This is a genomic window from Paenibacillus sp. B2(2019), assembly GCF_008370385.1.
In the GTDB taxonomy this organism is placed as follows: Bacteria; Bacillota; Bacilli; order Paenibacillales; family Paenibacillaceae; genus Paenibacillus_AQ.
Map to the genome: position 1 here is coordinate 252,977 of NZ_VTZR01000020.1, position 25,728 is coordinate 278,704.

The window sequence follows — 25,728 nt, forward strand, 5'->3', positions numbered from 1 at the left end:
GACGTCCTCTAACGAACCGTAAGCACAGGCAGATGTCCTGTGTTTTTTTGCGTTTACTATTTACTATTGGAGGATGAATAAATATATGGAACAACTACGAGAAAAAGCTATTATAGTCGGTGTTCAGCTACAAAACGAAACAAACTTCGATTATTCGATGGAAGAACTCAGTAATCTGGCAGCTGCCTGTGACCTAGAAGTTGTCGGAGAACTTAGTCAGAAGGCAAGCCGGATCAACCCTTCCCACTATATCGGCACAGGCAAAATCCAAGAAGTATCTGCGCTCTTAGAAGCGCATGATGCTCCTATTGTTATTTTTAATGATGAGCTGTCTCCTTCACAGATTCGCAATTTGGAGTCTTCTCTAGGCCGTCAGGTCATTGACCGAACGATTCTGATCTTGAATATTTTCGCAGAACGAGCAAAGACCAAAGAAGCACAGCTGCAAGTAGAAGTAGCCAAGCTGCAGTATATGCTGCCCCGCCTGACAGGTCTCCGAGAATCCCTCGGAAGACAAGGCGGTGGTGCTGGGCTGAAGAACAGAGGCGCTGGTGAAACGAAGCTGGAGCTGGATCGCAGAAGAATTGAAGAACGTATTTCAGCGTTACAAGTTGAGCTTCAACAGCAAGTAGCAAGGCGCCAAATTCAGCGGAAGCAGCGGCACAAGAATGAGGTTCCGGTCGTCTGTCTCGTCGGCTATACGAATACCGGCAAGTCCAGCTTAATGAATGTGATCGTGGAGACGTATCATCCCGGCTCTAATAAGCAGGTGTTCGCCAAGGATATGTTATTTGCTACGCTGGAGACATCCGTTCGGAGCATTGAGCTACCGGATCACAAAACCTTTTTATTAACAGATACCGTCGGATTCGTCAGCCAGCTTCCCCATCATCTGGTCAAAGCCTTCCGCTCCACGCTCGAAGAAGTGACCGAAGCTGACTTATTGATTCACGTAGTCGATATTTCCGATCCGCAGCATCAGCAGCATATGGCCGTCACTGATGAGACTTTGAAAGCGCTCGGCGCGGACCAAATTCCAACGGTTTATGCCTACAACAAAGCTGACCTAACTGACTTGCCTTACCCTCACCTTGAGGGTGACAATGTCTATCTCTCTGCCAAACAAAATAGTGGGGTAGCTGAACTTACAGATCTGATTCGCAGCCATGTGTTTACGGATTATGTACAGTGTGAAATTCTGATTCCATTTGATCGCGGCAATGTAGTCTCCTATTTCAACGAGCATGCCCATGTTCAATCCACTAACTATGAAGAAACAGGCACACGGCTTGCGCTAGAATGTAGAAAATCTGATTTCGAGAAATTCCGCAACGACTTTCTTGAGCTTTAGGCTATTAGACACAGCAAAGGGGTTGTCCCATAAGTCATAATGACTCAGGGACAGCCCCTTCTTTTTCTTATTGGTGGAGCTGAATCCGGTTAACTACCCGAAACATTTCACTTAGTGTGCAAGTAATTTATCCAACAAACGAATGATCATCGCAACCGACTCCGCACGGGATGCAGCATCATTTGGTTTGAACAATTCGTTGCCTTTACCAGTTACTATGCCAGCAGTTGCAAAAGCATTGATTTGTTCTGAAGCCCAGTTCGTAGCTACATCCAAAAATAGATTGGATGCGTTAGGAACATAGTTTGTCAGACGAGCAAGCATTGCAACGATCTCAGCGCGGGAAATTTTTTGATTCGGATGGAAAGAACCATCACTGTAACCCGTAATTACCCCTTTAGCTTGTAATGCTGCAATCGATTCTGAAGCCCAATGCCCTTGCGTGTCAGAGAAAGATGAACCGCTTGAATTCGCTAGACCAAAAGCTTTTGCTAGCATTGTGGCGAACTCAGCGCGAGTTACCTTTTGATTCGGATGGTAAGAACCATCACTATAACCCGTTACAATCCCCATCTTAGCTGCACGCTCCACTACAGAGGCACTCCACGATGATGCCGGAACATCCGTAAAGTTTATAGTGGGAGCAGACTTCTCTTTTTCCACAATAGCTTTAACTGCATCTACATTTACCTTGTCGTTGAATACCGGCTTCGACGCTGTTGGCTTCGATGTCGATGTTGGCGGTGTTGGCATCGCTGTTGGCTTCGGTGTTGATGTTGGTGTAAGCGTTGCTGTTGGCTTTTGTGTTGGTGTTGGTGGCGTTGATGTTGAATTCGGTGTTGGTGGCGTTGATGTTGGTGTCGGTGTTGGTGTTGGTGTCGGTGTTGGTGTTGGTGTTGGTGTTGGTGTTGGTGTTGGTGTTGGTGTTGGTGTTGGTGTTGGTGTTGGTGTCTCAGTTTCCGTTGTTTTCTTGACAGAAAACTCATCGATTAATGTACCCGCACTTGTACGTGCCTCCACATGAATCGCATCCTCAGTAATTTTAATAGCGGAGTATACAGGAACGTCTTCATCAAAAATATAATTCAAATAATTATATTGGGTGCCATCATAGAATTTCCAGCCTGAAGCACCACCATCAAGGTATACAGTACCCTCATTAGTAGCTTTATTTGGCTTTCCATCCATCATTGGATAGGTGCGCGCATATACATGGTCATGACCAACCAGAACCAAATCGACCTTTTTCTTTTCTAATATGGGTGCAAAATAGGTTTGGGTATACTCAACAAGGGATTCTCGACCATTCTCTGTATGATAAGCTGGACGGTGGAACATAACGACAGTCCATTTTTTATCATTCTGATCCAAATCGTCTTTTAACCAAGCTGCTTGATCAACCATCTGTTCCTCTGTGCCTTCTGAGTTCAATACGACAAAATGAGTATCATCGACTTCATAAGAGTAAGCATATTGCAGTTGCGATTCTGGTCCGTTTTCCGGGAAATTCGCACCTTTGGTGAACACATCTTTCCCTTCACTCTTCACATCATGGTTGCCCAGTGTTAGTGCAGTCGGGAGTTTTGTTGCATAGATAGAAGATGCTAGCCAGAACTTTTGCCATTCTTCGAATGCACCGCCTACATCAACCATATCTCCACCATGCATAATAAACTGTGTTGATGGATATTGTGTCAAAGCGTTAGTCATTAGCTCTTGATAGATTTGTAATCCTGGCAGTTGATTCGTATGGGAATCCGTAATAAACAAGAATGAGGTCGGTGTTGATTTATCCTGATCGACAGTAGAATATTCATTCCACTCCGACCATTTGTCTTCATCACCTACACGATATTTGTAAGTGGTATCTGCTTTCAAACCCTTAACCAGGACATTATGAAAACGGATTTCACCCTTCGTTCCATTTTCCTTCATACTAAGCACCTGCAGCTCACTCTCGGCTTGCTGCTGCTTTACATTATTGATGTCTGGGCTTGCACCTGTTCCCCATTCACCAGCTTCGATGTATTGAATATACGTAGAGGTTTGATCTGGTTTTGTTTGCCAGGCAGCACTCAGTTGTGAAGACATATCCTCTGCGACATAGGTTTGAATATATTGCGGTTCATTCATACCATACTGCTCTACAACTTCATAATTGACAACCTTACTGTTCTGATCACCGATGACTGCTTGAACCTGATAGGTTCCAAGTGCCAATGTAGTGAGGTCTGTTATTAACTGTCCTTTAGCATCTGTTTTACCAAGGCTGCCGCTCAATAACTGACTACTAACATCAGCTTCAGAGATATAACCTGTTGTTTGTCCGTCTGCGAGAATAACCTCGTAAAATCCATTCTTAGCTGCTGTTGAAGCATAGTAACGTTCACCATCATTTGCAACCATGATTACATTAGAAGATGTATCATCATCCTCATATACACTAGACGTAACAGTGTTAACTGTAACGACTGAGCTTTGCTTTAATAATCCAGTGAAAACAATATCCGCACCTTCATACGGATTGCCTCCATGGTCTAACACTGTAAAGGTAGAAGGTGTACCCAAACCAACTCCCGTCATTTTTAGCTGATAAGGGAAACCGATTGTATAATGAATAGGCGCAGCTAATGGTGTACTCGTCTGAACGCCGCCAGCAGTAAGACTCGCATTACTCATTGTTATGGTTTTGTACGCTTCACCACGCTCTAAGACGGCATGAGAGCTCACTCTGAAGTTAACAGTAACGACATTTTGAGCTGCTGCTATTACGTTATCAAGTGCTACTTGAACCATGCCGTGCTCATTATCAATATCTGAGGTTAGGGAAACTCCAGCCGCCTGAGTAATGCTTTCAACTTGAAGGGTGCTTGCATCATAATTCAAGGTAAATTTTGCCTGCTCTGCTTTCAAGTAATCTTTGATATTAATATGAACAGGATAGATTTCATTACTTATGGCTTCTTCGTCTGCAGTCATGAACAAACGCTCTCCTGCATTTATTGTGAAGGTGAGTTTTTTTGCTGCCGGGTTACCATTCTTGTCCTTCACTTCAATCACAAGCTCATGATAACCGCCATCTACATATTCTCCTGGGTAAGTTAATAAATTTGTATCTGGAGAATAGTGCACTTCATCCGTGATATACGTTCCATCTAACTGAACAGATAAGGTACCCAAATCCAGACCTGATCCGTTATCGGTCAGCTCAACCTTCAATTCATCAAGTGGAGTGTTTAAGACTTCATTTTCAACAGGGGCTTTAGGTTTAATGGCAGGAACGTCCTTATCCTCATCAACTTCATCATAGATAAAGGTAATATCATCTACCCAAATAGAGCCCTTGTTTTTCTTGCTCATATTCGATTGTTTCAATTGGAAAAACAATTCAAGAACAATCGGACCCGGTTTACCCTGCGGAATATCTGCCTCGATATATTTCCAGCCGGACCAGTTGATACCCACTTGATTTACATCATAAAATTCTGCCTGGAAAGAAGATCCGCCTATATCTCTAAATTTTGTCGTCAGCAAATGTCCTTCATTGTTTGCATAAACCCACATGCCTACTTTAGTAGGGTAACCTGTAACTGGGATATTCCCCGTTTTATACCCGACTTCAATTTGAGAGGGGTTATCTACTATGCCGATCATATCGTAATCAATTCTAGCCGAATATTGCCCATTTCTTACAAGCTTCTTGTTATCTTCCAAATGCAGCGTAGCATTATACATACGTTTAGGGTTAAATTTCACATCATTGATTCCATCTTCAAAATCTTCGACCAGGATGGATGGCGTAGTATCATCTGCTGCGTAGACATAATTATTTTGACTAAAGCCTGTATTAAACCCTCCTCCTAGCAACGTTATCGCTGATGCAATCACTATTGTCTTACGTAATGTATTCATGCGCTTATCCTTCCCCCCTGTTAGTAAAGTATTGATCAATGAGTACTATAACAGTTCAATGTAAAATTAAACCTTTGCTACTATTAAAGATTTAAATTGTATGCACAAAATTTCTTTCTTGGCGCATAAATAACTAGCATATTTATGACGTAATATGAAAGAGTCACAAAGAGGTGCAATACTGCTACTCAAGCTTTAATGACTACGAACTAGAACTATTGAATCCACACGAAAAAAAGACACCCTAGATGGTGTCTTTACTGAAACTACGTATGACGGACAAACGGATGGTGAAGTGATTTTTCAGGAAGATTGCTCTTCTTGGTACCCTCTTAGCTGTTAGATCTTATAAATGTAGCTTCTAGTCCCTATTCTTGAAAACACAGTGCACTCAGAGCCTCTATTCTCCGCTCCGGGTAAGACAGAGCCTGTAGATAATCTCTGTAAATAGTTAAAATCAGGATGAATGGATTCATTCGTAAGAAACGCTGAGGTATTACTTCCGGGCACTCTTTCCTCATTAAGAGAGTCTATGATAATTTCTGCAGTGGTTATCCCAATGCCGTGGCCATAATACAGGTCTTCTTCAAGCTTAACAGCATTTTCACCCTGCCATTCTGGCTTGCTAGGCGCATGATCTGGATTCCTGAAATACACAATATCTCCCCGCAGCATCTGATCCTTATTATATTTCGTAATTAAGCGCAGATTCTCGTCGTAGTTCCAATCCCATAAGAATAAATCCGTAAAATACCTATTAAAGGCTTCTTCACCTATAGCTTCAATTGTCGCCCTGTACATAACAATGACCATCGCTGTCGCGCATTCGAAGGCATATAAATGTCCGTTCTGAAAAATGTCTTTAATCCCCACCGAAGGTGCCACACCAGCGTTCAGCTGTAGTCCTCCAATATCTGTACGCGTCCAAAACTGCGGGTTGCAGCGCGACTCATCAAATGTTGCAAAATCCGCTCCACTGTTATTTAAAGCTTCCGCCGATTCCACGATGCTGTCTCTCATTTTCCGTTCAAAGTCAAGGGCATCGGGTGAACGAACTTCCTTCACCATGCTTAGTCCCTCCAATATTATAGGTTCTAAATATAGGTTATTGTACGTGTTCACTGCCCAGTTGGTGCTTAATTCATTTTATTCCCCTGACTCAACAAACCACTGATTGAGCTGCCTGGTCTCTTCCGTCAAAATATCCAAATATATAGAAGTGCGGTATCCCGTATCCTTTAAGCTTTTTCCCGTAATCTCTGCTATGCGATTTAATCTGTACAGCAATGTGTTGGTATGAATATGTAAAAAAGCGGCGGATTCCTTCAAGTTTCCACTGAGTGATAAATAAACGGCAATCGTTTTTAGAAAATCACTTCTATGCTCGCGATCATGCTCTTTTAGCGGATACAGTAAAGGACTCTTACGGGTCCGACTACGTTTTTGCTCTATAATAGCCGGAACATACGCCCAAAATCCAATATCCTCATACAATAGTAACTCTCGGCCGTGAAAAGGCAGCAGCTTCTTGATTTCCAGAATGGAACCCGCTTCCCAGTACGCAATGGCTGCCGACATATATTCAGTGTAATCCAGGCTACAGCCTGCAGCCAGCATACAGTTCTCACTCTTACGCATATCCTCGATAATTTTGTGCATGAACGAATACAGACCACCCGTCCCTTCCATGCGAAAGCTGAATGAAAACAATATAATTAACCGATTGTGCTCAGCAGTCAGAAACAATAATTTCAGCCCCGGATAGGAGGTCATAGTTTGCCGAAACCGAAGTACGAAGTGGTCATTGATGACCTTGTCACTCTCAAACACGCTAATATAATATTTGTCCGGCAAAAGAATCGACCAAACTTCCGCGTCCTGCTTGATATTCGCTTCATTGTCATAATGGGAGGTGAGCAGCTTCCAGAAAAAATCCTCCTGCGTTTTCTCCTGCTTCGTCTTCCAACCCCGTTGCTTCAATATATAACGACCAACGATGGCCGCCGCTTTCTCTACAATATTCTCTGCGTGTCCTTCAACTAGATTGCCTGCATCCACTACCCATATGTACCCGAGTATTTCCTTCTGATGTTTGATGCAAATAGCGAGTCGGGGGCCAAGACCTACCTCCATGACCGCTGGAATCCGAATCGGACGTGTAGCGCTCTCAAGCTGCTGCATAATCCCCTTCTTGCGTAAGCCAATAATGACAGCGTTAGGCACGCGCTTTCCAATAATGGTCGAAATTCTCGCGGAATCACTCTCAAATTGATGGGAGCTGTATCCGATCACATGGTGATTGCTGTCCTCAATCGTAACTTGGGATTGAAGAGATTCACTAATCGCATCCGCCAACGATTCCATACTATCGAAGAAACGATCAAACAATGGATCCTTTTCCGTCACTAGCCCCACCCCTGCCTGAAAAAATAGCCGAACCTTGTACTCTAGAGTGATTTTATTATAGTATGCGTGCTCCTAGCTGACTATAAGATAATGGGATGGGGGCGAGATGGTGGGACCTTGAGATCGCCGGGTGGAGGAGTTACGAGGTTATAGAGTTCCGTGAGAGCGGAGTTGCTGAGTTACGGGTTACGTTGGTTACGGGGTTGCGGGTTTGCATGGGACGGAGTTGCCGGCTACGTTGATGCGGGTTACGGCGTGACGGAGTGGCGCGACAGCACATAAACCGCTACTTGAGAGAGCCCCTTTAGAGTTATTAGGGAATTCCTCCCTAAAATTCTGTATTTTAGGATTGGTTTACTACTAATCAGGGAAAAACTCCCTAATATTCAACCGATCAGGTTATTATTGGGCATATTCTTCGTATTTTTAGGGAGAAATTCCCTAATTATAGCGTTTCAAGCTATTTTCGCGTAATTTTTAGGGAGGATTTCCCTAAAAATCATCTTCAACAAATCTCTCACCGTAACAAAAAACCAAATACTAACTAATCAAGCTGTAACTAGCCAAATCAGGCTACACATAGTTGAAACTTGCTAGTTTTGATCGAATTCAAACCAACTTCTACGTTGTCTATCTACCTTTAGCGTCGCGCTGGCAACATCAACAGTACCTAACCATACCAAATACAACTTAGCTACTTTTAACAATACACCAACAAACATCCACCCGATCCAACGATCTTCATAACGCAGTCCCACAGCCTTTAACACCGAACTAGTAAATTTCTGCTGGATCTAGCACACTGAAGCCACTCCTAGCTACCTCCTAGATCAAACTAGCAGACTTCTGCCGGATCCTCGCCACACTGAACTGAGCCGAAAATATTACTCCCAGAAACAACAAACAGCAAACTCCCATAGCGGGAATTCGCTGTCTATTGGTTTCCAAATATTATAAATCATTTGGAACGCATCTATTTAGCTCTATTTAGCTCTATTTAGCTCTATTTAGCACTATTTAGCTCATCGTGAACGTCTGCTCCATAGCTTGTTCTACCGTAAAATGTTTCTCGCCAAGCGCTTCAGCCACGGCTTGGCAGGTGATTTTACCGTTGGCGACATTTACGCCGCTTCTTAGGCCGGCATTCTCCTGAATCGCCTTGATCACGCCTTTATTGGCAATTTGCAGGGCGTATGGAACGGTGACATTGGTTAAAGCGATCGTCGAAGTTTTGGCCACAGCGCCTGGCATATTAGCAACAGAATAATGCAGCACGCCGTGCTTAATAAATACAGGATTATCATGTGTTGTCACTCTGTCGATCGTCTCTACGATACCACCTTGGTCAATGGCCACATCAACAATCACCGATCCCGGCTTCATGGTCTTGACCATTTCTTCTGTAACCAGCTTCGGTGCTTTCGCACCCGGAATCAACACCGCACCTACCAGCAGATCTGCCTCAGCTACCACTTTGGCAATATTGTAAGGGTTAGAGATCAGCGTATTGATCTGTGCCCCAAAAATATCATCTAATTGACGCAATCTTTCAGCACTGAGGTCAACAATTGTAACATCAGCACCCAAACCGATAGCCATTTTTGCAGCGTTTGTACCTACTACTCCACCGCCGATGATGCTAACTTTGCCACGACTAACCCCGGGAACACCGGAGAGAAGAATCCCTTGTCCGCCATAGTTTTTTTGCAAGAACTGAGCGCCAAGCTGAACAGACATCCGGCCCGCTACCTCACTCATCGGTGTTAATAACGGCAAGGTACGTTCATGAACAACCGTCTCATACCCGATGGCAAAGACACCTTTGTCTTTGAGCGCAGCGGCCAGAGAAGGTTCAGGCGCAAGATGCAGATACGTGAACAAGATAAGGCCTGGACGGAAATAAGGGTACTCGCTTTCCAGCGGTTCTTTCACTTTCATCACCATTTCGGCAGAGCTCCAGACCGTAGCTGCGTCCTGAATCAGCTTCGCTCCGGCCGAAGCATACTCTTCGTTCGGAAATCCACTTCCCACACCAGCCCCAGCTTCCACCAGCACTTGATGTCCTTCTTTAATAAGGCTAACTACACCCGCAGGCGTTATGGCTACACGATTCTCATTATTTTTAATTTCTTTAGGCACTCCGATAATCATCATTCATCTCTCCCGTCTAATGTAGATCCCTTATGTAAAGAATGATAACATACGTTTAGTATTCCCAATTTGGTAAAAAATTAAAATATTATCTATCATCATTGTGTTTTTACACAAAGGATTCGACTTAAACCGCCCAGTAACTTTATGTCATTTGGTACCCAACACAACCCTAATCATTATCTCATAAAAAAAGACACTGCTTAAAGTGTCTTTTTGACGATTTTGTATGAAATTAAAGCACTACTTCCATATTAGAATGTTATGTTTAGTGACGCGTATTACTTTGACAGTAATAACAACACCGTTTCTAGGACTACATTTACCCCTTTTTCACAGTCTTCATAGGAGGTAAACTCCTCTTCACAATGACTTTTTCCCTTCACACTAGGTACAAACACCATCGCGGATGGCAGAAAGCTGGCTACGAACTGAGCATCATGCCCTGCGCCACTTGCGATCTTCCGATTAGAATAACCCAAGGCTTGTGCCGCTTGCTCCACTAAATCACATATCCCCTGGTCAAACCAAACAGTCTCTCTGCCCCAAAGCTTGGTCTTACTTACTACGCAGTCCAGTAGCATCTCCGGCAAGCTATGAATAATAGCTTCCACCTCACGGACAATCTCCATATCTTTATGTCTAGCCTCAATGGTGAAGATCACTTTATTGGGAATGACGGTATGAATATTAGGAAACACATTCATTCTGCCCATGGTATACACCAGTTCAGAATCGAGCGCACTAAGCTTGCTTCTAAGCTCCGTGATCAAATCCGTGGCAGCGAACAAGGCATCCTTGCGCATTGCCATAGGCGTGGTGCCCGCATGATCCGATTCCCCCGTCACCTCAATCTCATAACAGGCCATGCCAACTACACAGTCCACCAGACCAATCGACAGTTCTTCTTGTTCTAGCACGGGACCTTGCTCGATGTGAAGCTCCAAATAAGCAGTGGCTTCAGTAATTCGATTGCTTGCTTCTCCCTTATATCCGCTCTCCTCCAGCGCTTCGCCAAAGGTAATGCCCTCCGGATCTTTTTTATTCAACATTTCTGCCCTATCGAACTTACCGGCCAGCACACCAGAAGCCATCATCGAAGGCTCAAATCGAGCCCCTTCTTCATTTGTGAAATTAATAATGGTCACCGGTAGCTTCGGTTTTATCCCGTGATCCACGAGTGTGCGAACTACCTCTAGTCCAGCGATTACCCCAAGGACGCCATCAAATCTGCCACCTTTTTTCACAGTATCCATATGCGAACCAATCACAATAGGAGGCCCAGACTCTACACCCGCAAGCGTAGCGTACATCGTGCCCATATCATCCACCTTCACAGACATCCCTAATTCTTCACAACAGGATCGAAAATAATCCCGAACCTTAAGATCCTCTTCCGTCAGCGATAACCGGGTCACGCCGTTGTTATCTGTACGCCCATAATCCGCAAATGCCTCAATCGTATTCTTTAATCTCTCACCGTTCACGAATATTTTTTGCAGCTGCATCATAGGTCCCTCCGCTTCGAGCGTTCATGATTTTATAGACTTTCTATATATGTTATACCAATCGATATGATTGTCATTTTACATACTGTAATAATTATTATTCACGTGATGTTACAACGAATTAGAGGTAGCAATAAGTAAACTAAAGTAGTATATACAATCTTTTGATATGAAGGGTAAGCTTAAGATAGCTATTTATCCAGTTCTACCAAGGAAAGGAGCCAGCACATGAATCTAAGCATTGTGGTCCCTGTATACAATATTGAACATTATATAACCCCTATGTTTGATTCACTCCTTACCCAAAGTGAACCGCATTTCGAGGTCATTATCGTGGACGACGGATCTACAGATAACACCTACAACGTGATAGCAAATATTCTCGCACTTCACCCCGATCTTTCTTGCAAAGTCATTCGAACAGAAAATCAGGGGGTTAGTGCGGCTAGAAATAGAGGCTTAACAGAAGCTACAGGGAAATATGTGCTGTTTCTGGATGGTGATGATTATATCTCTACAGACTTAGTACGAACCATTCATACCTATACTCAACCATCTGACCCCGAGATTATTTGTTGGGGATATAGCCATGTCACAGAGGATGGAGTCACTACTTCGAGCTACACCTCCGCTTATAGCAACATAACAGGCAGTGAAGCGCTGACTCATATTTTTGTGAACAAAAGCTTGCGAATATGGACAGGGAGTATAGCGTATAACCGGGAATTATTGCTCCTTCATGGGCTCCAATATACGGAACGCTGTGTGAATGGAGAAGATCAGGAATTTATCTACAAAGCTTTATCCAGAGCCGCTACAGTCATCACATTGCCGGATATATTATCGTTTTATTTACAAAGAAACACGTCGATTTCCAACAGCTATAATGTGAAAAAATTTGATGTCGTTGGTGTATTCAAACGGGTAGATGCTTATTTCGAGGCCCATCCCTTTGAGAAGCTGGATATGATATCTCCTTATATAAGAAATCGCGAATTGATCGAGAATTACTTTTTCAACCTAAAAACCTGCCTAAATGGGACAGAAGGCGTAAGCATTCATAAGTTACTTCGCGACATCGATCATACCTATCCGGAACTAAACCAAGAAATGTATGAACTCATAAGACGTTATAGAGGGAATGATCGAAGATTAGCCCTTTATATCCGAGCATTCTTAATCTCCCCGCTTCTATATCACAGATTCATTTCTGTGGAGAGAAGCTTATCCAGGTTCAAGCGAAAGGAATCTAGAATATGAAGAAGATGCTGATCTATGCCTATACCGAATTTAATTTGGGCGATGATTTATTCATAAAGGTGCTATGTGAAAGGTATCCGGATACCGAATTCAGAATCTGTGCTCCACGCCTATACAAGTTATGCTTCAAAGAGATCAGGAACCTCAAAGTGTATCCTTCCGATTCCATTTTCTTAAGAGGCATTGCCTTTATTTGCAGAAGGTTAAAGATACATAATCTGGCGCAAAAATTTATGGCAAATCACTCCGATGGTGTTGTTCATATCGGCGGCTCGATCTTTATGCAGGCAGAGCATTGGGAGGAGCATTTCAAGAACGCAGAAGCCATCCGAAATAAGAATAAGCCTTACTATTTATTAGGATCGAATTTCGGCCCTTATACAGATAAAGAATATTATGAGGAACACAGGCGGATATTTAAGGACTATACAGACATCTGCTTTAGAGAAAAGTACTCTTATGATTTATTTGAGGATCTGGATCATGTCCGTTTAGCACCCGATATTATTTTTCAGCTTAACCCGTCAGATCTTCAAACCGAACCAGAGGATTATATCGTCTTATCCGTCATTAAGCCTTCTGCTAAAGGTCTGAACGGTTTTGACAACCTCTATTATGAAAAAATGAAAGAACTCGCAATTTATTTCATTGAAAAAGGCTACGCTGTTCATTTCATGTCATTTTGTGAACACGAAGGCGATCAGCTGGCGATCGAGGAAATCCGGAGTCTTATGGGTCCCTCCTATGAGGATGCCACCCAAGTGCATTTATATAAAACGAATATGGAAGAGGTCTTGGCCGTTCTAGCCCATTCCAGCTTTATCGTAGCTTCAAGATTCCATGCGATGATCCTCGGCTGGGTATTGGGTAAACCAGTGTTTCCCCTCGCTTACAGCAAAAAAATGATCAATGTAATGGAAGATGCCCAGTTCAAAGGGCTATATACCGATTTCACTACACTGGAGCAGCTCCAGCCTGCGCAGGTTTTTGAAAGTATGACTACTCACTATATGGATGTCACGCCGCAAGCCAAACATGCCGAAAGGCATTTCGAGCATCTGGATACGTATTTATCGCTTTACGAAAGGAGGATACGTTATGAGAGCCAAGCGGAGCATTCTTAACTTATCCTTTGGACTCGGGAGTCAGCTCATCACGATCATCCTCGGTTTTTTTATCCCCCGACTGATTATGGTCAACTATGGCTCAGAGGCCAATGGTTTAATCGCTTCTATTGTACAAATTATTAGTTATTTGGCACTGCTGGAAGCCGGCGTAGGCGCCGCTTCGATCCAAGCCCTATATAAGCCAGTAGCTTCGGATGATAAGAACCACATCAACTCTATTTTGGCCGCCACCTCTAGCTATTATAAAAAAACAGGCATTTATTATTTCTTCGCCGTCCTTCTAATCGCCACCGTGTATCCATTAGTGATCACTTCTGACATCGATCGATTATCGATTATGCTCATTATTTTACTTACAGGGATGGGCGGAGCGATCAATTATTATTTTCAAGGGAAATTCAAAGTGCTTCTCGCTGCAGAGGGAAAAAGCTATGTAGAGACTTCTATAGTCACCGTAGCTAATATTCTGAACAATGTAATTCGGATTCTGTTATTACTTCAAGGAGTTAACATCATTGCTGTGCAAGCTTCCTACTTCATACTGACCATACTTCAAATCGTCGTCTTCTATATTTATATCAATAAGCATTACAAATGGATCAACCTAAATCTTAAACCAGACTATGAAGCCATTGGTCAAAAAAATTCTGTCTTAGTCCATGAGATCTCCTACTTAGTGTTTAGAAATACTGACGTGCTAATCCTGACTATATTTACGAACTTAAAGATCGTCAGCATTTATGTCATGTACAACATGATTTTTACGATTGTAGATAACATCGTCCAAACCATAAACGGAAGCGTGAAGGCTGCTCTCGGTCAGAGCTTTCATGAGAGTAAAGAAGCCTTTATTAAATTTTATGATGCTTACGAAGTGTATTTTATGGGGCTCATTTTCTCGATTCTAACGGTAGCTTACATTCTAATTCTACCTTTTATGAAACTGTATACCGCTGGGGTAAATGACGTGAATTATATCGATATGTGGCTGCCGATCCTGTTCGTAGTCATCAAATTATTAACCAATGCCAGAGCTTCCTCCAATAATGTGATTACGATCGCCGGACATTTCAAGAACACACAGAACCGTTCCATTCTAGAATCCGCTATCAATCTAGTCGCTTCTATTGTCTTCGTTATCTTTATGGGGATTTACGGTGTATTGATGGGGACGATAGCCGCTCTCTTGTACCGTTCCATAGATATCGTGGTCTATGCTAGCAGACATCTGCTGGATCGTAGCCCTTGGGTCACTTTTAGAAGATGGCTAACGAATGCAGTGGTTTTTGTGGGCATTATTCTGATCTCTAGTACTATCAATATCCCCATCCATTCCTATGCGGGAATTATGTTGTGGGGTGTACTGCTAGGACTTGTGATCTTGCCTGTCTATTTCGTAATCGCCTCCTTGATGGAACGGGAAGTATTCCTGTATACGTGGGGGCATCTCAAAATATACCGAACTAAGCTCAAAAATAAGGTTATTGCTAGACCTGAGGTAAGTAGTTTATCCAAATAACACATTAGGAGGAGCCAAATGGATCATAGCGAGGTTTTACAGCAAGCCTGTTACGTCTTTCTAAATGACCTTAATGATGAAATCAACCATTCATCTGCCCTTCAATTGGATGATCAAGAGATATTCCAACGATGCCGCCTGATCATAGATAAAGAACAAAATCCGCAAGTTAAAACCTATCTAGAAATCTTATCTGAGGTTATCCGTGCTTATCTCACAGGGAGAGCTTCAGAAGATGCATTAAGGTTCTATCTGTCAGAGCAATTCAGTATTGTGAACGAAGAAATTGACGGGTTAATCCATGGGATCGTTGCAATCAAACATCAGTCCTCACATACGGATACTTCACACTCAGCACTCCTTTCCTTTGCCGATTTTCCCAAGGTTAGTGTCATTATCACTACTTACAATAGAAAGGCATTTCTATATCAAGCGATCCAAAGCATCTTAAAGCAAGACTATCCTTATATAGAGATCACAGTTATTGATGATTGCTCTACAGATGGCACGGAAGAGTTAATGCATCAAAGCTTCGGGGGCGAGTCACGGGTAATCTACATGCGGAACGAAAAGAATAGCGGGCCGGGAAATAATCGCCGTAAGGCTTTTGCTGCTCATGGTGATGGGGAGTACGTTCTTTTTCTCGATGATGATGACTATCTGATTGATATGAATTATTTAAGTAAGGCTGTGGACTTTCACAATCACCATCCCGAAATATCATTTGTGGCTGCTAATGTGTTTCTTGAATTTTCAAAGGCTAAGCAACTGAAGATCAGTAGCCTACAGCTAAGCAGGATTATTAAGAAGCAGGATTATTTCATGAATTTCGAGAAAAAAGGATATCCGAAGCCCTCCTCCACCTTAACAACTGTCTTTAAGCGTGAGGCTTTAATGGCTATGGATATCCTGAATATGAACATGGTTAACGATGCTTCTATTTATCTGCGTTCCTTGTTGGTCGGTGATGCTGGCTTCATAGATACCCTTGCCGGTGTGTACAGATTACACGGGGACAACATTACTTTTAATTTGAGTCAGCGATTCTTAATTGAGAATCTGGAGGAGAAGCTGTTAATTAAGAATATGGCCATTCAGAAATATGGCTATCACGAGCAGGAAATGACGGAATGGTTTAACCATAATGCATATGATACGATCTCATACTATTTATTAAATTCTGCGAAAGACGCCACAGACTTTAAATTCATGTATCATTGGGCCCTTAACCATTGCCCGCCGATCTACAATCAATTAAGAAATGAATTCCGTACAAAGCTTATTAAAAAACAATTATTACGGATCTCGTTACTTCGAACGCTGCTCGGAAGATGATTCACGCATTAGCTTATCGAGCAGCAGTAAAAATCCTTTTACCTCTTCTTTAGGGATGTCTGCGTACTTGTCTCCAATACTGATCTCGCAATAAGAACTATGTTCTCCCGTTGGTCTTATCGCTGCGCTTAAACCGATTCCTGTTGCCTCATATGCAGAAGACAGGATCGGTTCAATGCTCTCCCTAGACATTTGAAAATGCATATGAAACATATTGGAGACAGGCTCAGCAGGTAACGTAGTCACCGCATGACATTGATTAACTAAAGCAGCAAGCTCTTTAGCCCCTTCATAATACTGCTGCATCTTATCTACTCTTTGCTGGTAGTAATAATCAGAGGAAATAATGTATGGATACAGACTGATTAGGTCGCCACCATGCCGCCGTTTCCATATCTTCGATTGCTTCGTAAACTCCTCACTGCCTGCAAGAATCGCGCCAGCAATTCCTCCGATTCCTTTATACAGTGAGATATAGACACTATCAAAGAGGGCGCAGATCTCAGCAGCTGTCTTTCCATAATAGGGAAGCGTCTCAAGCAATCTTGCGCCATCCAAATGCAGCTTAATTCCCCCAGCCCGGCAATGTGCAGAAATCGCTTCAAGCTCCTGATACTCTGGTAACTGTCCGCCAATCTCACGCTGCGGTAATTCAAGCAGCAGACAAGCAATATCTTCCTTCATTTGTAATACATCATCCAAGGTAATTAGTCGATTCTTATCCGCAAGTAGGACAGGCTCGATATGATGCAATTCCTTCAACCCATCCTGCTCATGGATCTCTAAATGACATAAAGGGTGATAGGCGACGCTCTTGAGTCCTTTTTCATCACACCATATTCTTAAGGCGATTTGCTGTGCCATCGTTCCACTCGGAAAGAAGACTGCTGTTTCTTTTCCCAAAAGCTTCGCCATTTCCGACTGAAAATCCTCAATCACCTTTCCCGATCCATAAATATCAGAAGGTGTACTATTTTCTACAGCTTCAAAGGCTTCCTTCAAGACTTGAACATCTCGATCCCCATGTCCTACGATTCGATAAGTCGTTTCATTAAACGCCTCTTGCACTGATTTTTTTCCGTTCATTGGTAGAATTGCCCCTTCCGTGTTTGCCTTGTCCCTAATATAGACGAATTTCAAAAAATCCCATCTTAATTTTACCCGATCTAAGGTGAAAAAACATGAGCGCTGTGCTACAATATTGGAATTGCAACGGCAATCTTAGGGAGGGTTATTGAATCACATGCTCATCATTGGTATCGCCGGCGGCACCGGCTCGGGAAAAACAACCGTAGCCCGCTCCGTCATTGACCGTCTTGGAACGGGAAAGGTAACTTTCATATCTCAAGATAACTACTATAAAGATCATTCACACCTCAGCTTCGCTGAACGTGAATCCATCAATTACGACCATCCTTTCGCTTTCGATAACGAGCTGCTTATTGAGCATCTTAAATGTCTGCGAGAAGATAGGGCCGCATATGCACCGGTGTATGACTTCACAGTTCATGCCCGCTCCACTACGGAGACTGTAGAACTGAAACCAAACAATATTGTAATCATCGAGGGACTCCATGTTCTATCCGACGAGAACCTCCGCGATATGCTTGATATCAAAGTCTTTGTTGATGCTGATCCTGATGTACGCATCCTCCGCCGGGTACTCCGTGATATCGAGGAACGTGGTCGGAGCATTCAATCGATCCATCACCAATATTTGAGCACGGTTAAACCGATGCACGAAGCTTTTATTGAGCCATCCAAAAAATACGCCGATTTGATCATCCCTGAAGGTGGCCATAATGAGGTCGGTATCCAGTTGTTGTCCATCCTAACTGAGAAACATTTATATAACGACTGGACGTCCTAAAGTTCTTAAATACCTAGTTCTAACCCTAGCTGTCGAGATTCTCTCGACGGCTTTTTTGCATGTTCATCCCCAAATCTGCAGTAGATTATTCAAAGAATAATCCCACCGCATTTTGGTAATAGCTATTTTCACAGCAGCTTGCGGAAGAGGGATAACAACTATGGGATTTCTAAACAGAACAATAACTAAAATATTCAAAAACCCTACATCAGGGCACCCCAACCCCACTAGAGAATTACCTAAAGAACCTCTCAAAGAAAACCTTCAAGATAATATTGAACATATAAAAAAGGCGCTCGGCAATAGCACAGACCTTGTGGTCAGAGATTTCTTCATTGGCGCCAAGCAACAAATGAAAGCCGCTATTTTCTATACAGATGGACTTGCTGACAGTAAAGCTATACAGGATTTCATTCTGGAGTCTCTTGTCTTAGAAATTCCAGATTTGAGCTTAGAACCTGAGAGTGACAATTATTCCTTATTAAAAAATCACATGCTTACCGTTGGAGACATCAAAGATGCGAAGGAGTTCCATTCTTTGTTAACTTCCCTATTATCCGGAGATGTGATTCTCTTACTAGATGGATACGCAAAGGGCTTTACGATTGGCATGCGTGGTTGGAAAGACCGTGGTGTCACGGAAAGTGCTACAGAAACGGTGATCCGTGGACCTAAGGAAGCCTTCACAGAAAGCTTGCGTACCAACACTGCATTAATCCGGCGGAAAATAAAAGATCCTAATCTGTGGTTAGAAACACAACAAATCGGACGTGTCACCCAAACAGATGTATCCATTATGTATATCAAAGGAATTGTAGATGATGGGATTGTACAAGAAGTACATACACGTTTAGATCGAATCGACATCGATGGCATCTTGGAGAGTGGTTATATCGAGGAATTAATTGAGGATGAAACCTATACTCCATTCCCAACGATCCATCATACCGAACGACCTGATGTTATTGCAGCTGCGCTTATGGAAGGGAAAGTAGCTATATTAGTAGATGGAACGCCTATAGTGATGACCGTTCCTACTACATTCGTTTCCTTCATGCAGACCGCTGAGGATTATTACCAACGTGCGGATGTTGGTACCCTAGTTCGGATGCTCCGTTATTTCTGTATATTCATTTCATTATTAGCCCCATCTTTATATGTAGCTATTACTACCTTCCATCAAGAAATGTTGCCCACAACGCTGCTCATTAGTTTAGCTGCTCAACGGGAAGGCGTACCGCTTCCAGCGTTTATCGAAGCCCTCTTAATGGAGCTTGCTTTTGAGATTCTAAGAGAAGCCAGTGTGCGTATGCCTCAAACCATAGCCCAATCTGTCTCTATAGTAGGAACGTTGGTTATTGGAACGGCTGCAGTAGATGCTGGCATTGTTTCTGCCGCCATGCTCATTGTCGTTGCTGTTACGGCGATCTCCAGCTTTGTTCTGCCAGCCTTTGATCTCGCCTTGACGGTCAGAATGCTTCGTTTCCCAATGATGTTTCTGGCCGCTTCCTTTGGATTGTTCGGAATCATCATTGGCGTTATCGCGATAGTGCTTCACATGTGTAGCCTGCGCTCCTTTGGAGTTCCTTATATGAGCCCGTTAGCTCCGTTTAATCTTGCTGATCAAAAGGACACCTTTTTCCGAATGCCCCGCTGGGCTATGTTTACCCGCCCTAAACTAATCAATCAAAAGAATATCGTTAGGGTGAAGAGTACACCACCGGAAAAACCGGGAGATCTAACGGAGGAATAAACTATGAAACGAAGAGCACTTCTGCTGTGTATGGTTATACTCATACAACTATTCGTAACAGGCTGCTGGAGTCGCCGGGAATTAAACGATCTTGCGATTGCTGTAGGAATCGGAATCGACAAAATCGGAGATCAATATCAAGTTTCTGCTCAAGTCGTATTACCCAGTCAAATCGCAGGCTCAAAGGGTGGTTCTCCTCAATCACCCGTAAACCTATATAAAGCGACCGGAAATACCGTATATGAAGCCCTTAGGAAAATCACAACCCTTAGTCCACGTAAAATTTATATCTCTCATCTGCGGATTTTAGTCCTCGGTGAAGCTTTGGCTAAAGAGGGAATCAGTGATGTACTTGATTTCATGTCAAGAGATACCGAAATACGAAATGATTACTTTATAGTGGTAGCAAAGGATACCAAAGCAGAAGATGCCCTGAAAATATTAACCAGCCTCGAAAAGATTCCTGCTGTGCGATTGTTTTCTAGTCTGGAAACATCGGAGAAGCAATGGGCACCTACATCCACTGTGACGTTAGGAACATTAATTACAGAACTTGTGAGTAAGGGTAAGGATCCAGTCTTAACAGGGGTCGTTATTAATGGAAGTGTAGATGTGGGACAAACTCAGAAGAATGTTGAAACGGTAGACTCACCAACAGAATTGAGATACTCCGGATTGGCCGTATTCAAAAAGGACAAATTGATTGGTTGGCTAAATCCAGAGGAATCAAAAGTGTATAACTATTTAACGAACAAAGTAAGGAACACGGTTTCGTTCATTAATTGTCCCCAAAGCAAAGATAAAAGAATATCCCTTGATATTTTTAATGCCCGATCAAAAATGAAAGGCAGCATGAATGGTGACAAACCAGAAATCAGCATTGAGCAACATATTGAATCAGATTTGGGAGAGGTTCAATGTAGAAATCTAGACCTCACCAATCCAAAGACCATCACCGAATTAGAACAAATCGCTAACGTGAAAGTAGACGATTTATTCGAAACTACGATTAAAAAAGTACAAAAAGAATACAAATCCGATATTTTCGGCTTCGGCGAGGTCATCCACCGTTCTAACCCACAGGCGTGGAAGAAACTGAGAGATAATTGGGATCAAACCTTTGTAAACCTACCAGTAACCGTAAAGATGGACATTAAGCTTCGCCTGCTAGGAAAAGTGACTAACTCTTTCTTAGAAGAAATGAAGGAATAAAGAAATACATTGGAGGGTATGAAGCTATGCTCGAAAAAGGTAAACTAAGTATTCGTCAGCTAACCATACTGGTTATGCTTGTTACCATAGGGGATTCCATTCTCGTAATCCCCCCTTCCACTACACATTACGCCAGACAAAATGCATGGATTTCCACTTTAATTGGGCTGGTAGCAGGTTTGTTAACCATCTATATGTATAGCAGGTTCGTAAAGGCATACCCCAATTTAACGCTAATTGAGGCCATTCAAAAGGCATTCGGAAAATGGGTAGGAACGATTTTATCGTTTTTGACTTTAATGTTTTTTCTTGTCGTTACCGTTGGAAGTATGCGAGAAGTCGGTGATTTTGTGATTTCAGAAATGTTGCCAGGAACCCCCATCCCTTCCGTTCTAGTCTTATTTATACTTATCGTGATTATTGCAACGCGACTTGGTATTGAGGTCATAGGTCGAACTGGGGAGATTTTCACACCCATGATTATTATCCTCTTTCTAATTCTAACGGTCGCAATTATTCCTCAAATGGAATTTGTCAGAATGCTACCCATATTGGAGGATGGCATAAAGCCAGTGTTGAGAGGGTCTATCTCTATTACGGCTTACACCTTTTTAGAACCGGTTGTCTTTCTAATGTTTCTCCCTTATGTAAACCAACAACAAAAGATAACAAAAGGCTTACTACAAGGCTGCTTCCTCGGTGGTATTATAATCTTCCTAACGCTTTCTGTTTCCATTTTAGTGCTAGGTCCCGATCTGACGACTAGAGACATATACCCCAGTTATAATATAGCAAGGCGAATATCTGTGGGCGGATTCTTCGAGCGGGTGGAAGCCCTGATAGCTCTACAATGGATGTTAACCCTGTTTATAAAAGTAACTTTGTTCTTCTATGCATTCATTCTAGGGATATCCCAATTATTCAAACTAAAAGAGTTTCGCGTGCTAACCTTACCCACAGGGTTAATTTTGGTAGCTCTAGCACCTCTCATTGCCCCGAACTATACATATTACAACACAGTTTTCGATAATTATTGGGTGTACTATGTTATAACCTTCGGATTTTTTCTACCCTTGGTGTTGTTAGGTATGGCGATGTTTCGGAGAGCACTGCGTAAAGACTTGAAATCTCGAAACTAAAGATGGCTTGGGAGGTTATGAATTTTGGGGTTAGTAGTGATCGTCATCGTTGTAGCCGTGATTATAGCCATTGAAGTGCCCCTTATGTGGAGGAACAAATTAATCAAGGAGCTGTGGGTGTTCTCATTTCTTCTACTGCTGGGAACCTATTTCGGCGTTATGAACGCTTTGCATATCCAAGTCTCTAATCCCTTAGGCTGGATGATCTTTATCTATAAACCTGTTTCCGATATGGTAGGTGCCTGGTTATCTTGACAATGGGACTAAACCCATATCTTAAGCTGGCTTAGTCCTCGAATTCACTGGCAATTTCCCCAGCCTTCAGCGACCTGACACTACAATATAGATCTCGTAGATTCTCTAACGATTAATTCTGCAGGGAAAATCTGATGCGCATGATTGACCTTCTTATTAATGAGATCAAACAAAATCTTAATCGACGCTTCCGCAATTTCTACTACTGGCTGTTTGATGGTAGTGATAGAAGGATTATAATAGAAGGAAATATCCAGTCCGTCATAACCTGCCACAGAGTAATCTTCAGGAACTCGCTTGCCTGCTTCAAATATGGCTTTACAAGCGCCGATGGCCATACTATCTGATAAGGTGAAAATAGCGGTAAACTCTTCCCCTGACTCCAGCAGTTCTTTGGTAACCGCATACCCATTTTCCATACTATAGCTATCAATATCTTCTTTCATCCGCCGTACTAGCCGTTCATTATAAGCTATTCCATGATCAGAAAGAGCCTTTTTATATCCTTCATATCTTAATTTACCGATACTCACATCATCTTCAGGCGCGGTAATAACTGCGATTTTCTCATGTCCCAGATTACATAAATAGTCTACAATTTTGTAGCTCTCATTAAAGTCATCTACAGATACAGAAGAATAGTTACTTAGATCAAACTCTTCCGTCATCCCAATCGTGCTGAGGACAAATGGAACCGTCAATTGCTGTAATTTTTCTTGAGAGTGTGAGAATACCCCCCCCAGGAACACAATTCCCTTCAGGCGCTTTTCTTTCTCCAGCTCAATTGCCACTTCAATCTCATCTTGATTCTCATCGACTCGTTGTAGGATAAAGGAATACTTCTTTCGCTGGATCTCTTTTTCAAATACTTTAATCATCGGGCTGAAAAATGGATTTGATATCCCTTTGATCAATACTGCAATCGTTTTCGAATCGGAACGTTTTAAATTTCTGGCACTGTTATTCGGTACATAATGGTTTTCTTTGATGACTTTCATAACCATCGCTTTTGTTTCTTCATTAATATCCGGATGATTATTTATAGCTCTAGATACTGTAGTCACGCCAACCCCACATAATTTGGCGATATCTATGATAGTCAATCTCTCCATTTCTACCTTTCCTTTACACGTTAAATAAGAAAGTAGGGGATTCTTGAAGAGAAGACTCAACAAGAAAAGCACCCTACTCGCTTCTACATACATATTCTATTTAACCCTTAACGGCTCCTGCAACGACACCTTCGATAATATATTTTTGGCAGGTGAGGTAGAAAATGATGATGGGTACAATAGCTAGAACTAGCATCGCCATCATCGCTCCCATATCAATCGATCCGTATCCACCTTTTAGGTACTGTATCGCAATAGGAATGGTTTTGTATTCAGTACCGATCAACAGGTCAGGCAACAGGAAGTCATTCCATACCCACATTACATTAAGAATCGCTACGGTTACAGCAATAGGCTTAAGGATGGGCAATACCACTTTAAAGAACGCCTGCGGTGGATTACATCCATCAATCATAACCGCCTCTTCAACCTCCAGTGGGATGGACTTCACAAATCCACTAAACATAAATACCGATAGTCCTGATCCAAACCCCAGATAGATCAAGATAATCCCAATCGGATTGTCGAGATGCAGTACATTGGCTGTCTTAGTCATTGTGAACATAACCATTTGGAACGGTACGATCATCGAGAACACAAATGCGTAATACATCAAGTTCGTGAATTTTGATTTCACCCGAGTAATATACCATGCGGTCATGGAAGTGAATAACACGATTACAGCAACCGAACAAACCGTGATAAACAAGGACATTCCAAAAGCACTGAAGAAATCAATCTTCGCTATACCGCTAGTATAGTTCTTCAAACCAACAAAAGTAGTTCCATTAGGGAATAAGAAAGGTGTATCACTAATGTAGAACTTCCCTTTAAAGGAGTTCATCAGAACAATAAAGATCGGAGATAAGAACGCAATGGCCAAGACCAACAAAATGGTGAATATGGAATAGTCTTTTGCTCTAGTCTGTTGCATTAGTTCTCAACCTCCTTTCTTCTAGTAATGACAAGTTGTACTAAGGCGATTAAGGCTACCAGTGCAAAAAACACGACGGCTTTCGCTTGACCAACACCTTCCCATCCTGTTTTTCCGTAGAAGGTATTGTAGATATCCAGTGCTAACATCGAGGTCTGCTTAGAAGGAGCACCAGCGGTCAACGCTAAGTTTTGGTCAAACAATTTGAATGAATTCGATAACGTTAAGAATAAACAAATGGTAATGGATGGCATTACGAGTGGAATCGTCACATTACGTAAAATCTTTGAACGTGAAGCTCCATCAATTCTTGCTGCTTCTACTATATCCTTAGGCACATTTTGAATACCTGCAACATAGATAATCATCATGTAACCTATCAATTGCCAATTCATAAGAATGATTAATCCCCAAAATCCATAAGTTGCGTCAGAGGTCAAAGTAACTCCAAATTTATACAAAATTCCATTAAAGATCAGCTGCCAGATGTACCCTAATACGATACCGCCTATCAAGTTAGGCATGAAAAAAATAGTTCTAAATACGTTAGTCCCTTTTAGCTTTCTAGTTAACAACATCGCCAGTATGAAGGCGAATACATTAATCGTAAGAACAGATAGAACTGTAAACTTAACAGTAAAGCCTAGTGCATTTAGAAATTCTTGATTTGAAAATGCTTTAATGTAATTGCCAAACCCTATCCATTTTGCATCATTGACGGTAGTAAACTCTGTAAAGGATAAATATATACCTAGCAGAAAAGGTACAACAAATGCGATCCCAAAGGCTATTATGGTCGGTAATGCAAAAAGAGCAAAATATTTTCTTATCGATTTTTCCATGGAGTCTTCTCCTATCTCAGTATGGAAAATGATGAAACAGAT

The 25,728-nt window shown here is 42.3% G+C and carries 20 protein-coding genes; 10 read left to right on the forward strand and 10 right to left on the reverse strand.

Translation table 11 applies throughout. The features are described 5' to 3' along the window. Positions 1 to 85: 85 nt before the first annotated feature. Entirely contained in the window at positions 86 to 1,351 is a 1,266-nt protein-coding gene (gene hflX / locus PAENI_RS18815) for a GTPase HflX (protein WP_149646311.1), read from the forward strand. Positions 1,352 to 1,462: 111 nt separating this feature from the next. Here the strand turns inward: hflX and PAENI_RS18820 are convergent, their stop codons facing one another. The 6 genes from PAENI_RS18820 to PAENI_RS18840 all read right to left on the reverse strand — a co-directional run bounded on the left by PAENI_RS18820 (position 1,463) and on the right by PAENI_RS18840 (position 11,328). Then, a complete protein-coding gene (locus PAENI_RS18820) occupies positions 1,463 to 5,263 on the reverse strand; it encodes an S-layer homology domain-containing protein (protein ID WP_149646312.1) in 3,801 nt (1,266 codons plus the stop codon). A gap of 339 nt (positions 5,264 to 5,602) precedes the next feature. Further along, entirely contained in the window at positions 5,603 to 6,331 is a 729-nt protein-coding gene (locus PAENI_RS18825) for a protein-glutamine gamma-glutamyltransferase (RefSeq protein ID WP_149646313.1), read from the reverse strand. 78 nt (positions 6,332 to 6,409) lie between these two features. Continuing rightward, positions 6,410 to 7,669 (reverse strand): PucR family transcriptional regulator, encoded by a 1,260-nt coding sequence (locus tag PAENI_RS18830; RefSeq protein ID WP_149646314.1) that lies wholly within the window; start codon positions 7,667 to 7,669, stop codon positions 6,410 to 6,412. A 593-nt stretch (positions 7,670 to 8,262) separates the two neighbouring features. After that, positions 8,263 to 8,439, reverse strand: a complete 177-nt coding sequence (locus PAENI_RS31895) for a hypothetical protein (protein ID WP_223178970.1) — start codon at positions 8,437 to 8,439, stop codon at positions 8,263 to 8,265. Positions 8,440 to 8,686: 247 nt separating this feature from the next. Continuing rightward, positions 8,687 to 9,820 carry an alanine dehydrogenase gene (gene ald, locus PAENI_RS18835; protein WP_149646377.1) on the reverse strand — a complete coding sequence of 378 codons (1,134 nt, stop codon included), beginning with the start codon at positions 9,818 to 9,820 and terminating at the stop codon, positions 8,687 to 8,689. A gap of 281 nt (positions 9,821 to 10,101) precedes the next feature. Next, positions 10,102 to 11,328 (reverse strand): Zn-dependent hydrolase, encoded by a 1,227-nt coding sequence (locus tag PAENI_RS18840; RefSeq protein ID WP_149646378.1) that lies wholly within the window; start codon positions 11,326 to 11,328, stop codon positions 10,102 to 10,104. Between the two features lie 228 nt (positions 11,329 to 11,556). Here PAENI_RS18840 and PAENI_RS18845 point away from each other — a divergent pair, with 228 nt between their 5' ends. From PAENI_RS18845 to PAENI_RS18860, 4 genes are read left to right on the forward strand one after another with little or no spacing between them, the layout of a single operon-like run. Then, entirely contained in the window at positions 11,557 to 12,588 is a 1,032-nt protein-coding gene (locus PAENI_RS18845; RefSeq protein ID WP_149646315.1) for a glycosyltransferase family 2 protein, read from the forward strand. Next, positions 12,585 to 13,712, forward strand: a complete 1,128-nt coding sequence (locus tag PAENI_RS18850) for a polysaccharide pyruvyl transferase family protein (protein ID WP_149646316.1) — start codon at positions 12,585 to 12,587, stop codon at positions 13,710 to 13,712. The genes PAENI_RS18845 and PAENI_RS18850 overlap by 4 nt, the downstream gene beginning before the upstream one ends. After that, positions 13,687 to 15,234 carry an MATE family efflux transporter gene (locus PAENI_RS18855; protein WP_149646317.1) on the forward strand — a complete coding sequence of 516 codons (1,548 nt, stop codon included), beginning with the start codon at positions 13,687 to 13,689 and terminating at the stop codon, positions 15,232 to 15,234. Before PAENI_RS18850 ends, PAENI_RS18855 begins: the two co-directional genes overlap by 26 nt. An 18-nt stretch (positions 15,235 to 15,252) precedes the next feature. Beyond that, a complete protein-coding gene (locus PAENI_RS18860; protein WP_149646318.1) occupies positions 15,253 to 16,569 on the forward strand; it encodes a glycosyltransferase family A protein in 1,317 nt (438 codons plus the stop codon). On the opposite strand, the gene PAENI_RS18865 is transcribed toward PAENI_RS18860, so the two are convergent. Next, the gene (locus PAENI_RS18865; protein WP_149646319.1) at positions 16,543 to 17,655 is read right to left on the reverse strand and encodes a threonine aldolase family protein; all 1,113 of its coding nucleotides are present in this window, start codon (positions 17,653 to 17,655) and stop codon (positions 16,543 to 16,545) included. The two genes, PAENI_RS18860 and PAENI_RS18865, sit on opposite strands and share 27 nt — an antisense overlap. A gap of 157 nt (positions 17,656 to 17,812) precedes the next feature. On the opposite strand from PAENI_RS18865, the gene udk reads away from it, so the two are divergent. From udk to PAENI_RS18890, 5 genes are all read left to right on the forward strand, one after another. Continuing rightward, positions 17,813 to 18,439 carry a uridine kinase gene (udk, locus tag PAENI_RS18870; protein ID WP_042123429.1) on the forward strand — a complete coding sequence of 209 codons (627 nt, stop codon included), beginning with the start codon at positions 17,813 to 17,815 and terminating at the stop codon, positions 18,437 to 18,439. A 160-nt stretch (positions 18,440 to 18,599) separates the two neighbouring features. Then, complete coding sequence (locus PAENI_RS18875) at positions 18,600 to 20,192, forward strand: spore germination protein (protein ID WP_149646320.1); 1,593 nt, start codon at positions 18,600 to 18,602, stop codon at positions 20,190 to 20,192. A gap of 3 nt (positions 20,193 to 20,195) precedes the next feature. Continuing rightward, complete coding sequence (locus PAENI_RS18880) at positions 20,196 to 21,404, forward strand: Ger(x)C family spore germination protein (protein WP_149646321.1); 1,209 nt, start codon at positions 20,196 to 20,198, stop codon at positions 21,402 to 21,404. 26 nt (positions 21,405 to 21,430) lie between these two features. Beyond that, positions 21,431 to 22,543: a GerAB/ArcD/ProY family transporter gene (locus PAENI_RS18885; RefSeq protein ID WP_149646322.1), complete on the forward strand. Its 1,113-nt coding sequence runs from the start codon at positions 21,431 to 21,433 to the stop codon at positions 22,541 to 22,543. 24 nt (positions 22,544 to 22,567) lie between these two features. Then, on the forward strand, positions 22,568 to 22,798 hold the full coding sequence (locus tag PAENI_RS18890; RefSeq protein WP_262495649.1) for a hypothetical protein: 231 nt from the start codon (positions 22,568 to 22,570) through the stop codon (positions 22,796 to 22,798). Between the two features lie 80 nt (positions 22,799 to 22,878). Here the strand turns inward: PAENI_RS18890 and PAENI_RS18895 are convergent, their stop codons facing one another. The 3 genes from PAENI_RS18895 to PAENI_RS18905 form a co-directional block, all read right to left on the reverse strand. Then, positions 22,879 to 23,910, reverse strand: a complete 1,032-nt coding sequence (locus PAENI_RS18895) for a LacI family DNA-binding transcriptional regulator (RefSeq protein WP_149646324.1) — start codon at positions 23,908 to 23,910, stop codon at positions 22,879 to 22,881. 100 nt (positions 23,911 to 24,010) lie between these two features. Continuing rightward, positions 24,011 to 24,844 (reverse strand): carbohydrate ABC transporter permease, encoded by an 834-nt coding sequence (locus tag PAENI_RS18900; RefSeq protein WP_042184128.1) that lies wholly within the window; start codon positions 24,842 to 24,844, stop codon positions 24,011 to 24,013. Continuing rightward, entirely contained in the window at positions 24,844 to 25,686 is an 843-nt protein-coding gene (locus PAENI_RS18905) for a carbohydrate ABC transporter permease (RefSeq protein ID WP_042184126.1), read from the reverse strand. The genes PAENI_RS18900 and PAENI_RS18905 overlap by 1 nt, the downstream gene beginning before the upstream one ends. Positions 25,687 to 25,728: the final 42 nt, after the last annotated feature.